The sequence below is a fragment of the Thalassospira sp. MCCC 1A02898 genome (genome assembly GCF_001618185.1).
GTDB classification, from domain to species: Bacteria; Pseudomonadota; Alphaproteobacteria; order Rhodospirillales; family Thalassospiraceae; genus Thalassospira; species Thalassospira tepidiphila.
Window position 1 is genome coordinate 487,949 of sequence record NZ_LPXK01000013.1, and the last position, 13,603, is coordinate 501,551.

17 protein-coding genes are annotated in these 13,603 nt (G+C 55.8%); 9 read left to right on the forward strand and 8 right to left on the reverse strand.

Annotated features, from left to right (window positions below; genetic code table 11):
* Positions 1-60: 60 nt before the first annotated feature.
* Entirely contained in the window at positions 61-1,224 is a 1,164-nt protein-coding gene (locus AUQ41_RS18930; protein ID WP_063089966.1) for a PA0069 family radical SAM protein, read from the forward strand.
* A gap of 48 nt (positions 1,225-1,272) precedes the next feature.
* On the opposite strand, the gene AUQ41_RS18935 is transcribed toward AUQ41_RS18930, so the two are convergent.
* The 3 genes from AUQ41_RS18935 to AUQ41_RS18945 all read right to left on the reverse strand — a co-directional run bounded on the left by AUQ41_RS18935 (position 1,273) and on the right by AUQ41_RS18945 (position 3,127).
* Entirely contained in the window at positions 1,273-1,551 is a 279-nt protein-coding gene (locus AUQ41_RS18935; protein ID WP_063089968.1) for a hypothetical protein, read from the reverse strand.
* A 301-nt stretch (positions 1,552-1,852) separates the two neighbouring features.
* Positions 1,853-2,380, reverse strand: a complete 528-nt coding sequence (locus AUQ41_RS18940) for a hypothetical protein (RefSeq protein WP_040823776.1) — start codon at positions 2,378-2,380, stop codon at positions 1,853-1,855.
* An 87-nt stretch (positions 2,381-2,467) separates the two neighbouring features.
* Positions 2,468-3,127: a hypothetical protein gene (locus AUQ41_RS18945; protein WP_063089970.1), complete on the reverse strand. Its 660-nt coding sequence runs from the start codon at positions 3,125-3,127 to the stop codon at positions 2,468-2,470.
* A gap of 271 nt (positions 3,128-3,398) precedes the next feature.
* On the opposite strand from AUQ41_RS18945, the gene AUQ41_RS18950 reads away from it, so the two are divergent.
* The 5 genes from AUQ41_RS18950 to rpmF all read left to right on the forward strand — a co-directional run bounded on the left by AUQ41_RS18950 (position 3,399) and on the right by rpmF (position 6,602).
* On the forward strand, positions 3,399-4,109 hold the full coding sequence (locus AUQ41_RS18950; RefSeq protein WP_063089972.1) for an alanyl-tRNA editing protein: 711 nt from the start codon (positions 3,399-3,401) through the stop codon (positions 4,107-4,109).
* Between the two features lie 168 nt (positions 4,110-4,277).
* Positions 4,278-5,135, forward strand: a complete 858-nt coding sequence (gene sseA, locus AUQ41_RS18955; protein WP_063089974.1) for a 3-mercaptopyruvate sulfurtransferase — start codon at positions 4,278-4,280, stop codon at positions 5,133-5,135.
* Positions 5,136-5,179: 44 nt separating this feature from the next.
* Positions 5,180-5,698 (forward strand): GNAT family N-acetyltransferase, encoded by a 519-nt coding sequence (locus tag AUQ41_RS18960; RefSeq protein ID WP_063089976.1) that lies wholly within the window; start codon positions 5,180-5,182, stop codon positions 5,696-5,698.
* On the forward strand, positions 5,695-6,381 hold the full coding sequence (locus AUQ41_RS18965) for a GNAT family N-acetyltransferase (RefSeq protein WP_063089978.1): 687 nt from the start codon (positions 5,695-5,697) through the stop codon (positions 6,379-6,381). The genes AUQ41_RS18960 and AUQ41_RS18965 overlap by 4 nt, the downstream gene beginning before the upstream one ends.
* Positions 6,382-6,422: 41 nt before the next feature.
* Positions 6,423-6,602: a 50S ribosomal protein L32 gene (rpmF, locus tag AUQ41_RS18970; RefSeq protein WP_007090029.1), complete on the forward strand. Its 180-nt coding sequence runs from the start codon at positions 6,423-6,425 to the stop codon at positions 6,600-6,602.
* A 129-nt stretch (positions 6,603-6,731) separates the two neighbouring features.
* On the opposite strand, the gene AUQ41_RS18975 is transcribed toward rpmF, so the two are convergent.
* Positions 6,732-7,688 carry a threonine/serine dehydratase gene (locus tag AUQ41_RS18975; protein WP_063089980.1) on the reverse strand — a complete coding sequence of 319 codons (957 nt, stop codon included), beginning with the start codon at positions 7,686-7,688 and terminating at the stop codon, positions 6,732-6,734.
* Positions 7,689-7,856: 168 nt separating this feature from the next.
* On the opposite strand from AUQ41_RS18975, the gene metC reads away from it, so the two are divergent.
* Positions 7,857-9,041, forward strand: coding sequence for a cystathionine beta-lyase (gene metC, locus AUQ41_RS18980; RefSeq protein ID WP_063089982.1), 1,185 nt, complete (start codon positions 7,857-7,859; stop codon positions 9,039-9,041).
* Between the two features lie 70 nt (positions 9,042-9,111).
* Here metC and AUQ41_RS18985 read toward each other — a convergent pair whose 3' ends face one another.
* The 4 genes from AUQ41_RS18985 to AUQ41_RS19000 all read right to left on the reverse strand — a co-directional run bounded on the left by AUQ41_RS18985 (position 9,112) and on the right by AUQ41_RS19000 (position 11,809).
* Positions 9,112-9,624: a DUF3429 domain-containing protein gene (locus AUQ41_RS18985; protein ID WP_063089984.1), complete on the reverse strand. Its 513-nt coding sequence runs from the start codon at positions 9,622-9,624 to the stop codon at positions 9,112-9,114.
* Between the two features lie 82 nt (positions 9,625-9,706).
* Positions 9,707-10,513 (reverse strand): metal ABC transporter permease, encoded by an 807-nt coding sequence (locus tag AUQ41_RS18990; RefSeq protein WP_198155656.1) that lies wholly within the window; start codon positions 10,511-10,513, stop codon positions 9,707-9,709.
* Positions 10,510-11,352 (reverse strand): zinc ABC transporter ATP-binding protein ZnuC, encoded by an 843-nt coding sequence (znuC, locus tag AUQ41_RS18995; RefSeq protein WP_063089986.1) that lies wholly within the window; start codon positions 11,350-11,352, stop codon positions 10,510-10,512. The genes AUQ41_RS18990 and znuC overlap by 4 nt, the downstream gene beginning before the upstream one ends.
* Positions 11,333-11,809 (reverse strand): Fur family transcriptional regulator, encoded by a 477-nt coding sequence (locus AUQ41_RS19000; protein ID WP_008890884.1) that lies wholly within the window; start codon positions 11,807-11,809, stop codon positions 11,333-11,335. The genes znuC and AUQ41_RS19000 overlap by 20 nt, the downstream gene beginning before the upstream one ends.
* 151 nt (positions 11,810-11,960) lie before the next feature.
* Here AUQ41_RS19000 and hisI point away from each other — a divergent pair, with 151 nt between their 5' ends.
* Together hisI and AUQ41_RS19010 are read left to right on the forward strand one after the other, a co-directional pair.
* Entirely contained in the window at positions 11,961-12,359 is a 399-nt protein-coding gene (hisI, locus tag AUQ41_RS19005; protein ID WP_063089988.1) for a phosphoribosyl-AMP cyclohydrolase, read from the forward strand.
* A gap of 45 nt (positions 12,360-12,404) precedes the next feature.
* A complete protein-coding gene (locus tag AUQ41_RS19010; protein ID WP_063089991.1) occupies positions 12,405-13,526 on the forward strand; it encodes a GTP-binding protein in 1,122 nt (373 codons plus the stop codon).
* Positions 13,527-13,603: the final 77 nt, after the last annotated feature.

A 13,603-nucleotide genomic window follows, 5' to 3' on the forward strand; every position in this document is an offset into this window, starting at 1 on the left:
GAAACATGGACATATCGGCTTTGGCTTGAATGTTCTTCTTTTGTTCTTTATTGTGAGTGTATGAAGAACAATATCAGCCAACCCCATGCCCACGCCCGCGCTGTCATTTTTGATGATGGATGGTCAAACGCGAAATCTGATCTGAACATCTTGCCCGCCCGCGAACAAAAGGGACGCGGTGCGGTGTCCAATATTGACGGGCGATTTGAACGTCATATCCATCAGGCGGTTGATGACGGATGGCTGGGCACATTGATGGAAGATCAGGACGCCCCACGCACCAAAACCACCCTTGGCATAGATGGTGCGCGTTCTGTGATCACCCGCAATCAAAGCCCGGATGTCCCGTTTGATCGGTCCATCAACCCCTATCGCGGGTGTGAGCATGGCTGTGTGTATTGCTTTGCCCGTCCGACCCACGCCTATCTGGGCTTGTCCCCCGGTCTTGACTTCGAAACCAGGCTTTTCTGGAAGCCGGAAGCCGCCCAGCTTCTGCGCAAGCAGCTGTCGTCAAAGGCCTATCAACCCGCCCCGATCGTGATTGGCACAAGTACCGACCCCTATCAGCCGGTCGACCGTGACAAGAAACTGACGCGGTCGATCATCGAAGTTCTGGCCGATTGCCAACATCCGTTTTCACTGATCACCAAAAGCGCACTGGTCACCCGTGACATTGACCTGATCGCCCCGATGGCCGCCCGAAATCGGGCATCGGTGGCAGTATCAGTCACAAGCCTCGATCACCGGCTGTCAAACCTTCTGGAACCGCGTGCCTCTGCCCCGCACCGCAGGCTTGAGGCCATCCGGAAGCTGTCAGATGCCGGCATTCCGGTCACAGTGCTGTGTGCGCCTGTTATTCCGGGCCTCAATGATACGGAGATCGAAAAGATCGTGTCGGCCTGCAAGGACGCCGGGGCGCAATCGATTGGTCACATCGTCTTGCGCCTGCCGCTTGAAATAGCCGATCTGTTCGAAGAATGGCTTGAAACGCACTACCCCGACCGCAAGACAAAGGTGATGTCGCTGATCCGTCAGATGCGCGATGGTCAAACCTATCAATCGGAATTTGGCACCCGCATGCGCGGCACCGGCCCGATTGCCGATCTTATTGCCAAACGTTTTGACGCTGCGCGCAAAAAGCACGGCCTGAACAACCGGTCTCTCAACCTTGATTGCGGCGGCTTCAAACGTCCCAGCGCGAACGGGCAAATGTCGCTGTTCTGACATCAACGGCAACATTGCCCATATCCCGCAACAGATACCCCATCCGGTTCAGTCCGCGCGCCGGATCAGCATCGTGCTTTTGCCCCCAACCGTAAGGCGCAGCACTTCGCCATCATCAAAGGCGTAGCTCAGGATATGATGGTCGGGATCAATGATCTGTTTGCCTTCGATGGTGACAGCACCACATGCGACCAGTTCACTTGCCGCAGTACTGGTCTCGGCAAAACCGGCCATCAGAATAAGTGGCACCACCCCGATCCCGTCTTTCAGGGCATTGGGCGTGAAGTCGAGTGTCGGCATGCGATCAGCAAGAGAGATATGGGTCATTTTCCGGTTTCCTTGTTGGTGAAGCCACCTCGGGCAAACCGGTTTATGGAAAAAACAAAGGCCGCCCTGGGGCAGCCGGTCTTGGTTTAATTTACAAACACATCAACAGGCGCCGCGCTATGTGCACGACGTAAAATAGGCGTTCTGATGTGTAACAATGTTTTCCATGCTTTTATGCATATGGCGCTTTTTTCGTTTGGTCAAGCCGCTTGTTGACCACACCCCAAGCCAAAAAAAAACACCCGCCAGCAAACCGGCGGGTGCAACGAAACATTTATAGCCTGACCTGAAAGCGAAGATCCTAGCTGACAACCCGATAGCGTGCATGCACTGCCGGTTCGCTGATGATGGCCGGATCGATCATGGCATTCACCGCGTCCTGTGCTTCGCTGGCGGCCACACCTTCGCGGTCCTTGGCGTTTACATTGCCATCTTCGCAAAGCGCCCTGGCACGTGCACTTTCAAAGAAGCGCAAACCACGTTTTTCCATGACATACAGGGTTTCACCACCCCATTGTCCGGTCCAGACAAGACCAGAAAGACCTTCCATTTCCCGTTCAATCCGGGTCGGCGAAATCGGCATCCCCAGGCAGGTGGTCAAAAGGAAGGAAAGTTCGGCTGCGGTCACCCCGTCTTCACAGCATTCCTCGGCCAGAACCGACATCACCGCCATGGTCACAACCCGAAGCGAAACCTTTTCCGCATCAAGCCCCGGGAACCGGTTTTGTTGAAGTTCAACAATGTCGTTGGCAATACGATCAACATCACCACGAATGACATAACGGCCCCGCCATACCCGACAGCTGCTTCTGACTTCCCACGCGCTCATGATTTGGTCCCACCCGTTTTTGTTTGTCCCTGCCAAAAAAGATACAACAAACATACATAACGTCAATATCTTTTTCGACTTTTTGTATTATTTCATACACTCATCACGAAACCAGCGGAAGCCGTCAGTTGCAACGGTGTAACCGTCTTCGCCCTCGACTTCTTCAAGGTAGCCTCTTGCCACGGCCGCATGGAAATCCCGGCTAAAATTGCGCGGCATCCGCAGGTGATCTTGGCGGCGCAAAAGGCGGCGCACATCACCGCGCGTTACAAAACTCCTGCCATCGCGATATTGCAGCCAGATTGCCGCCAACAAGATTATCTCGGCAAAGCCACGTGGTTGAAGGCGTCCGACCAGATCGGCAAAACTGCCAACAAACCCCGCAATGAACATGCCGGGATCTATTGCGCCGGAAAATGCCGCATCGCCTGTATTTCCATTGGCAAAATATGCCTCGCCTGCCCCCTGCACGCCACTGACTGCGGTCAGGGCGCGATCATTCGCCTTGCCCCCCGCACCTTCCTTGGCGAAGCCATCAACCGCGCCGTTATCGCGCGGGCGACCGCCATCCGATACACTAGGTACAGAACCACGCACCGCCCCAACAGCCATTCCCGGCACTGACGGTGCCTGCCCGAACAAAGCAGCCATCACCACCGGCAAACGCGCAGGCGGAATCGCACATTCGAGATCGACTGGCCCGAAGTCCCCTTCGCCGGAAAGCTTGACATGAATAATGGCTGGCACGGCTATATCACTCCTGAATTGCACTGCAGCGATACCATACATTACGTACAATTTTCAACATCAATATTACATTTATGTATACTAACTTACATTTCAGCCGAAGGATTACCCTAACTTTGGTCTCGACAATTGCCGGTCCGCCACCGCACCATAATCCCGGCAATCATTCCATTCGCACCAATGCTGCGCGACGAACGGACGCCCCGGCACCAAACGCCGGGCGGTAAAATCAAGAACGCCATCAACCGCCACCAACGGGAGACCAGAAAACATGACACGCCTGATGTTTCGCGAAGACGCCTATGCAAAGAATTGCAACGCCATCGTCACCAGCATTTCGGATCGTGGGATCGAACTTGATCAAACGGTGTTTTACGCAACCGCTGGCGGCCAGTCGGGCGATATCGGCACACTAACGCTTGGCGATGGCACAGCCCTTCCGGTCGTCACCACGGTCAAGGATCGCGAAACCGGGCGTATCTTGCACATCATTGCCGATGACCATCCCCTGCCCGCAGTTGGCGATACGATCACAGCCGAACTTGATTGGGACAATCGCCACAAGCTGATGCGCTTCCACACCTGCCTGCATCTTCTGTGTGCCGTGATCGAAGGCGATGTCACGGGCGGCAATATCGCCGCCCACAAGGCGCGGCTTGACTTCAACCTGCCAGAAGTCACGCTCGACAAGGATGAAATCAGCGAAAAACTTAATGAATTGATCGCACGCGATGCCGATGTCTATGACGGGGAAATCTCCGTCGCCGAGCTTAAAGCCAACCCGGAACTGGTGCGCACCATGTCGGTACAGCCGCCAATGGATGGACATTCCATCCGGACCGTCACCATCGAGGGCATTGATTTCCAACCCTGTGGCGGCACCCATGTGCGCAAAACCGGCGAGATCGGCAAGGTCATGGTTTCCAAGATCGAAAAGAAAGGCCGCCAGAACCGCCGGATCAATATCGTATTTGACGACTGATGCCATTTGTAATTGGCAACCGGCAAACATACGGATCATCACCATCCGGTTTGACAGCCAGTTGCCAGCAAGCAGCAGGACCGTTACAAATTTAAATAGATTCAGGACCAAATTTAAAACAATCCCGGAACCAACCGGAAATCCACCACCGTCAATCGGAGCTTGTCCATGACCAACCCACTTTCCGACGCCCTTGTGTCCACCCAATGGCTTGCGGATCACCTTGATGCACCGGATGTGCGCGTCGTCGATGCCAGCTGGTACATGCCGGCCGAAAACAAGAATGCCCGCGACTTCTACGATGCCGAACATATTCCGGGCGCGGTTTTCTTTGATATTGATGATATTGCCGCCGATGACAGCGCCCCGCTGCCACACATGATGCCCGATGCGATCAAGTTTTCCGCCAAGGTTCGCAAACTTGGCCTCGGCGATGGTGTCCGTGTGGTTGTCTATAGCCAGAAGGGCTCCGCCCTTGCAGCCTGCCGTGCATGGTGGATGTTGCGTCATTTCGGCCATCATGATGTCGTCGTGCTTGATGGTGGTTTGCCAAAATGGATCGCGGAAGGCCGCCCGGTCACCGATGCACCGACCCCGCCGCGCGAACGCCACTTTACCGCACGCGCCAACAGCTTTTTGCTGCGTGAATATGATCAGGTTCTCTCGAACGTCAAAACCAAACGCGAACAGCTGGTGGATGCCCGCGCAGGCGAGCGGTTCCGTGGTGAGGTTGACGATCCGTGGGGCAAATCCGGCCACGTTCCCGGCTCCTACAACCTGCCCTTTACCGAACTTCTGAATGCGGATGGCACGTTTAAGTCGGCGGATGAAATCAAGGCTGCATTCGATGCAGCAGGCGTCGACCTTAACAAACCGATTGTTGCAAGTTGCGGTTCGGGCGTTACCGCCTGTGTTCTTGCCATGGGGGCCTATATTTCCGGCCACAAACAGGTCGCGGTCTATGACGGATCCTGGGCGGAATGGGCCACCACGGAAGACAGCCCGGTTGATACCGGCCCGGCCTGAACATCTGGCCCCGTCCGTATCACACATTTAAAAAGAGAAACCCGATGCCCGCCCCATCCCCGTTCGGTTCGGATATGACCAACCATACCGCCGATGGCGCGGGCATCAGACTTGAACAGATTAAAGCCCCTACTAACGACGATATTGCCGCCATCACCCGCCTTTGGATTGCGACCGGACTGATCCCGGCGATCCGCGATGCACGGCAGGATATCGAAAACTGCATTGCGGCCGATAACGGCAGCCTGATTGTCGCGCGCATGCCAGATGATCAGCAAATCTTTGCCACCATGATGACCGGCCATGACACTGTCTTTGGCTGGATTCATTACTTGGCAATCGCCAAGCACGCCCAAGGCAGCGGCATTGGCCGCGAACTGGTAAGTTTGGCCGAGGATATCCTGCGTCTTTCGGGCTTAAGTGAAATCCGGATCACGATTGAAAATGCCGCAGCGGGTGATTTTTACGCCAAACTCGGCTATGACTTTATAGCAAGCGTCACCGATCAGGCTGATCCTGATCCGCACCAAAACAAAATAATGCGCAAGAGTTTAGTCCAATGACCCCATCCAATCCGCGCAAGCTGGAAGTTGTTATCAGCTTCCTTGAAATGCAAAGCCCGCCCGAACGCGCACCGGCCATCGTCCCGCCCGGCAAGGTCGCTATCATCCGGGCTGAAAACCCGACCCTGTCATTTTATCGCTACCTATATAATACGGTCGGCGAACCTTGGCTGTGGTGGCAACGCCGCCTGATGAGCGACGAAGAACTCTCTGCGATCCTCGCCAAGCCGGAAACACATGTTTATGTGCTTTATGTTGCTGGTGTGCCCGCCGGCTTTGCCGAGCTTGATCTGACGGACTTTGAATCTGACAACGTCATTGATCTGCACTATATGGGCCTGATGCCGGAATTCATCGGCAAGGGCTTTGGCAAATACCTGCTGGATTGGGCGATTGATACCGCCTGGAGCTTCAAGCCCACCCGTATCACGGTCAATACCTGCACGCTTGATCATCCAAGTGCACTTGGGGCTTACCAAAAGGCAGGATTTGCTATATATGATCGCCGAACCGATATTGTCGATGATCCGCGCGACACAGGACTGATCCCGCATATCGATCACCATGTCGATCATGATGGTCATCCCGCGAGCGATACACCTGATCGCGAAAGTGATCCGGAAAATGCAAATAATGCAGATTCCGACACTTTGATCGTTGACTTTCCCGACCGCGCACGGTAACAAGCGCGCCTGAGTTTACCCAAGCCAGAGGATGATGACCCATGGCAGTGCCAAAGAAAAAAGTGACCAAGTCCCGTCAGGGCATGCGTCGCTCGCATGACAAGCTCGCCAAGGGCTCGTACCGCGAAGACAAAGAGACCGGCGAACTGCATCGCCCGCACCACATTGACCCGAACACCGGTATGTACCGTGGTCGTCAGGTGGTCGAGCCGAAGATGTAATTCCGCACCGGAGAGCTTTTTGCTCTTTGGCGGTTTGCGACGCTATATATTTCCGCGCCAGTCCTATCGGACTGGCGTCTGGTTTAAAAAGGGATGAAACCGTTTGGTTTCATCCCTTTTTATTTATCCCTACTCAAAACCATCCATACCGGTCCCGCACACGATCACGCCGACCCGCCCCGGATTGGGATCACCGAGGCGATTGTTCATAACGGCGGCAATACCGGCGGCGGCGGAAAGTTCGACCGAAATGCCGAACTCTTTCCAAAGCCACTTGGCAGATTTTTGCATTTCCTCGTCACTGACCAACGCAATGCGATCCACATTCTTGCCAATCAGATCGACATTAAGAGCGGATGACTGACGCGGTGCCAGACTGGTGGCGGCCGTGTTCACGCTGGGTAATGTCACGACCTCGTTGGCCTTAAGGCTTTCAAACAGGGTTGCCGCCCCGGTCGGCTCCACACCGATCACCCGGATCGATGGGCGCAACAAGCGTGCGGCTGTCGCCACACCGGCAATCAGTCCACCACCGCCAATCGCAACGACCAGCGTATCAAGGTCGGGTTGCTGTTCTAAAAGCTCAAGCGCGATGGTTCCCTGCCCGGCAATCACCTTGGGATCGGCGAACGGATGGATATAGGCCATCCCGCTTTCATGTGCGTGCTCCATCGCGGCACGGTTGGCGTCATCCCAAACCGCCCCGATCAAAGCCACGTCAACACCCTGCGCGCGCAGTTTCTTCACTTTGGGCTGCGGGGTGTTGGTCGGCAGGAAGATTTTCACCGGTACACCCAGTGTGCGGGCCGCATTGATCACACCCATGCCATGATTGCCGCCCGATGCCGTGCACAGCCCGGCAGATCTTTGTTCGGGGTCAAGGGCCAGTGCGGCATTCATGGCCCCGCGTGCCTTGAAGGATCCGCTGACTTGCATGTTTTCAAGTTTCAGGAACATCTCGGGGATGCGACCACGCGCGACAAAGCACGATGTATCGCCAAAATTGCTGACCTCAAACACCGGGGTCAGGCGCATATGGTCCGATATCGCCTTGCGCGCAGTGCGAAAATCCTGAAGTTCAATCACGGGGCCCCCTTGCTGTATTCTGTGTCATTCGTTGCTGTTATTGCCTGTAAAAAATAGCCTGATATCAGGCATTAACAATGGCTTTGACGCAAAAAGCCTTGAACGCCCGCCGCCAAGGTGGTTTGTCTTTGAGGCATAAGACGTCGCGCCCAAGGAGAACCGCCTGTTATGTCATCGCAAAGCCCCAAACATACCGCAACCAAACTGGTCCATGCCGGTCGCCGTTCCAGCCAGTATCACGGCGTGGTCAACCCGCCGGTTCTGCATGCCTCGACCATCCTGTTTGACAGCCTGGCAGAACTGGAAAAGGCTGGTGCCTCGGTCCCCGGGAAAACGACCTATGGCCGCCACGGGACGCCGACGCGCTTTTTGCTGGAAGAAGCCGTTGCCGAACTTGAAGGCGGCTATGGCACGCTTTGCGTGTCATCGGGCGTTTCGGCGATCACCAATGCCATCCTCGCCTTTGTGAAGCCCGGCGATCACATCCTGATCACCGACAGCACCTATTTCCCGACTCGCAACCTGTGCAATACGTTTCTTAAGAAGTTCGGGGTCGAGACGGAATATTATGATCCGACGATTGGCGGCGACATTTCCGGCCTTATTCGCGATAACACCGCCCTTGTCTGGTGCGAAAGCCCGGGGTCGCTGACCTTTGAAATGCAGGATATCTCGGCAATCGCGAAGGCCGCGCACGCGCGCAATGTAAAGGTGATGCTTGATAACACCTGGGCATCCCCGATCCTGTGCCGCCCGTTTGAACTGGGTGTTGATGTGTCGGTTCAGGCCGGGACCAAATACATTGTTGGTCATTCCGATGTTATGCTGGGCACCATCACGACCGCGACCGAGGAAGACCTTCTGACCATCAAGAAGCAGGTCCTGATTTCCGGTGACGCGGTTGGTCCAGATGATTGCTACCTCGCCCAGCGTGGGCTTCGCACCCTTGCCGTGCGCCTGAAGCAGCACCACGAAAGCGGCCTTAAGGTTGCGAACTGGCTGCAAACCCGACCGGAAGTCAAACGCGCCCTCCACCCGGGCCTGCCCGATGATCCGGGCCATGCCATCTGGAAACGCGATTTCACTGGTGCCTGCGGCCTGTTTTCCTTTGTCATGCAGCCGGTTGAAAAAGCCCAGCTCGCCAATATGGTCGATCACATGGAACTGTTTGGCATGGGCTTTAGCTGGGGCGGCTTTGAAAGCCTGATCCTGCCGTCTGATCCAACCAAAATACGCACCGCCACCAATTGGGACGACGATGGTCAGTTGATCCGGCTCCATATCGGCCTTGAAGACCCCGACGATCTGATCGCCGATCTTGCGGCCGGGTTCGCGCGACTTAAAACGGCCTGAACCCGAAAATGACAAAGGGCGCTAAACTTTCAGCGCCCTTTTCCGTTCAAGCCTGCAAACCAGCGCTGCTTCACAGCCACGCAAACAAAAGCGATGCAATCACAATCGCCGACAGGATGACGCGCAAGTTGCCATACCACGCCGGAAACTGCCCGGCCTTGACGGTCTGCAAATCGATCAACAGCATGGCCGCAAAGCTTGCCGCCAAAACGGGTAACCCAATCGCCAGCGGCACAAGCAGTGCCAACCATCCGATAAGCGACGGCACCACACTGATGCCAAGTGAAACCCACAGGAACTTGTCGGCAACAGCTCCCTGATCAAAGACCTTGATCGCCCGTCCCCAATGCACGCCACCCAAGAATGACAAAATCACCGCGCCATAGGCAACAAGGGTGAAATAGGCCAACGACTGATGCGCAGCGGATAAGAACACCCCGCCTATCGACAAGGCAACAAACGGGATCGCCCCGGTCAGCCCGAACCAGCGCGCCGGCACGGGGATGGACGCAAAGAAGCTCTCATCCGCGTGCGGGCCAGATGTGTATTGCGGGTTACTATCTGTTGATGATTGCTGCGGCACGCCGATATCCTTTCACGCGGTTCTATCTGCGCTTTACGGAATCGGGTGCCACTTTGATCACCGTGTTTGCAGTGATAACGCTTTAACCGCCTGCAAAGTGGCGCTTGGCAGTCATCACAATGCCGCTGGCAACAAAGATCGCAGCGGCTGAAATCACGATGCTCGGCCCGGCGGGCGTATCGACATGCCAGGACAGGGAAATCCCCGCCAGAACCGACGCCGCGCCAAACAGCCCGGCCCCAATCGCCATCTGTTCAGGTGTGCGGGCAAAGAAACGCGCACTGGCCGCTGGCACGATCAGAAGGGCTGTAATCAGCAAAACCCCGACAATCTTGATCGCCATACCGATCACAAGCGCCATCAGAAGCATGAAGATCAAACGCAGCCGTTCAACCGGAATGCTTTCGGCCGCGGCAATTTCAGGACTGACTGTCAGCGCAAGCAAAGGCCGCCACATCCAGGCAAGGATGCCAAGTGCAAAGGCCCCGCCAACCGCCAAAAGCAAGATATCCCCGGTATTAACCGCCAGAATATCGCCAAACAGATAAGCCATCAGATCAACAGCAACACCTTGCACAAAGGCAAGCGCGACCATGCCCAGTGCCAGCGTGGAGTGCGCCAGCATGCCCAGCACCGTGTCACTGCCAATCCGCGATTGCCGTTGGCCATAGGCCAGAATAAGCGCGGCCGCCAGACAGGTCGCGATCATGCCAATCCGCACATCGACCCCGATCAGAAGGCCAAGCGCCACCCCCAGAAGGGCGGTATGCGCCAGCATGTCGCCAAAGAACGCCATGCGTCGCCAGACGATAAAGGCGCCGAACGGCCCGCAGACAACGGCCAGCAAAACACCGCCCAAAACGGCACGAAACAGGAAATCATCCATCATTGGTTTGTTCCCGCCCCTTCTTTGACGGTTTTACTGTGATCATCTCCGTGATCATGTGAATGGCCATGTGCATGATGATCATGCGAATGATCGTGACCACATCCGCCAACAACATGCCCCGAAAGATCATGTTCGTGATCATGTTCGTGGTGATAGATGCCAATCGCATCGGCCTCGCGCACACCAAACAGCGACCGGTATTCCGGATGCTGGCGCACGGTTTCGGGAATGCCTGAACAACAGACATGGCGATTAAAGCACACCACCTGATCGGTCTTGGCCATCACCAGATGCAGGTCATGCGAAATCATCAGAACGGCGCAATCAAGTTCACGGCGGATCTCGTCGATCAGGCGATAAAGCTCCGCCTGCCCGGAAACATCGACGCCCTGCGTCGGCTCATCAAGCACCAGCAAATGCGGGCGTAGCAAAAGGGTGCGGGCCAGCATCACACGCTGCGTCTCGCCGCCTGAAAGCTGGCTCATCTGCGCATCGATCACATGCCCTGCCCCGACCTGCGCCAGAACGCCTTCGCAATCCGCACGGCTCACGGATCGGGTCAGGCTCAGAAACCGCTTCACCGTCATCGGCAAGACCTGATCGATGGCAAGCTTTTGCGGCACATAGCCAATCGTAAGCCCGCGTTTGCGTACGACCTCGCCACTATCGGCTTTCTGCAAACCCAGAAGCGTCTTGACCAATGTGGATTTGCCAGCGCCATTTGGCCCGATCAGGGTAATGATCTCGCCCGGATGAATGGCAAGCGACACCTGATCAAGCACGCGCTCATTGCCAAAGGACAGAACAAGGTCACGACCTTCAATGAGTGGCGCAGTCATGGCACAGCCCCTTGATCTCGACCGTGGTCGCCTGAATGGTAAAGCCGACACTGCGGGCTGCCTTGCGCACCGCGTTGCTCATATCTTCGTTGACCGCCTCGGCCACGCGGCCACAATCAGTACAGATGAAATACTGCCCCAGATGTTCGCAATCAGGCCGGTCGCAGCCGAAATAGGCATTAAGCGATTCAATTCTGTGCACCAGACCAAGCTCTGTCAGGAATTCCAGCGCGCGATAAACCGTTGGCGGCTGCACCCGCTGCCCTTCAGCGGTCAGCGCATCAAGCAGTTCATAGGCCGTAACCGCCTTGTGCGATTGCCAGATCAGGGTAAAGACCTTGCGGCGCATGTCGGTAAAGCGCGCATTTTCGCTGTCACAGACTTTCTCTGCCTGCGCAAGTGCGCTATGCACACATCTGTCGTGATCATGGCCCTTTTTGGGGAAAAGATCGCTCATAGCTGAATATCTCGTATCGACGGCCATCTGGTTTCGGCGGTTTCGGCCCAACCGATTTCAAAAAGCCGTGGCATCTGATGAAATGTTATAATATATCATTTTCTGACGTGCGAAACGTTAAAAGTCAACCACCATCGACCGGAGCTTCCCCATGACGGGCTCAAATGCACAGATTGCCGACAAACTGAAATTCAACGAAAACGGCCTGATCCCGGCAATCGCCCAGCAACATGACAGTGGCGAAGTCCTGATGATGGCGTGGATGAACCGCGATGCGGTGCTTGAAACGCTTGAAACCGGTCGGGTGTGCTATTTCTCACGCTCCCGCGGGAAACTCTGGTGCAAGGGTGAAAGCTCCGGCCAGGTGCAGAAACTTGTCGATTTCCGTTATGACTGCGACATGGACACCATTCTGGTCGAGGTCGATCAGATTGGCGTTGCCTGCCACACCGGACGGCGCAACTGTTTCTATTTCGCCGCACGTGACGGCAAGGAAGTCGTGATTTCCGAACCGGAAATCTCGGCCGAAGAGCTTTACGGCAAGAAATAGCCCCCACCCCAAATCCCACGCCCAGCGCAAAAGACCTGATTGATCATGGCCCTTTCCAACGAACAGTTTGACCGCATCGCCACCACCGTCATTACCGGCTTTCTGGGCAGTGGCAAGACCACGCTGCTGAATGCCCTGCTGACACAGGATGGCATGGATAAGACAGCGGTCCTGATCAACGAGTTCGGCGAAATCGGGCTGGATCACCTTCTGGTCCGTGAAGTGTCCGAAGATGTGGTGTTGCTCAATTCCGGCTGTATCTGTTGTTCGGTGCGCGGTGATCTGATTTCGGGTCTGCGTGATTTGTTTGTCAAACGCACGCGCGGTGAAATCCCGGAATTTGATCGGGTGATCATTGAAACCACCGGCCTTGCCGACCCGGCCCCGATCCTGCACACCCTGATGACCGACCCGCTTCTTACCACCAAGTTCCGCCTTGATAGCGTGGTGACCACGGTCGATGCCATCCACGGCGCAGGCCAGCTTGATAATCATCCCGAAAGTGTCAAGCAGGCGGCTGTTGCCGACCGCATCCTGATGACCAAGGCCGATCTGGCCGACGAGGCCGCGCGCACAGCCCTTGAAACCCGCCTGCGGGCGCTCAACCCGGCCGCGCCGATTTATCCGGTGGTCAATGGCGATATTGCGGTTTCAAAGCTGTTTAATGCCGGGCTGTATGATCCGACAACCAAAAGCATGGATGTGCAGAAATGGCTGCGTGATGAAGCCTACGAGCAACATGGCGATGATCATGCGCATCATCACGACGATCACGAGCATCATGACCATGATCACCACCACGCTCACAGCCACGACGTCAACCGCCATGACGACCACATCCGATCATTTTGCATCACCTTTGACGAACCGATCCATTGGGATGCCTTTGTCACCTGGGCCGAAATCTTTACCCAGATGCGCGGCGAAAGCCTGTTGCGCGTAAAGGGCATCCTTAATCTGGTCGGCGAAGATGCGCCTGTGGCCATTCATGCCGTGCAGCATGTTTTCCACCCGCCGGCATCCCTGCCCGCCTGGCCAAGCGATGATCATAGATCCAAGATCGTCTTCATCACCAAGGATCTTGGGCCCCAAGTGATCCGTGAATCGCTTTATCACCTGAATGCCGCGGTCAGCGAAACCAATGATGGCAACACGGTCAAAGAATAATCGACCGCATTTGAGCCACATCAAGGATCATCACCAGCAATTGCGGCAATCTCGTCCTTGGCTTGATACAGCCTCAC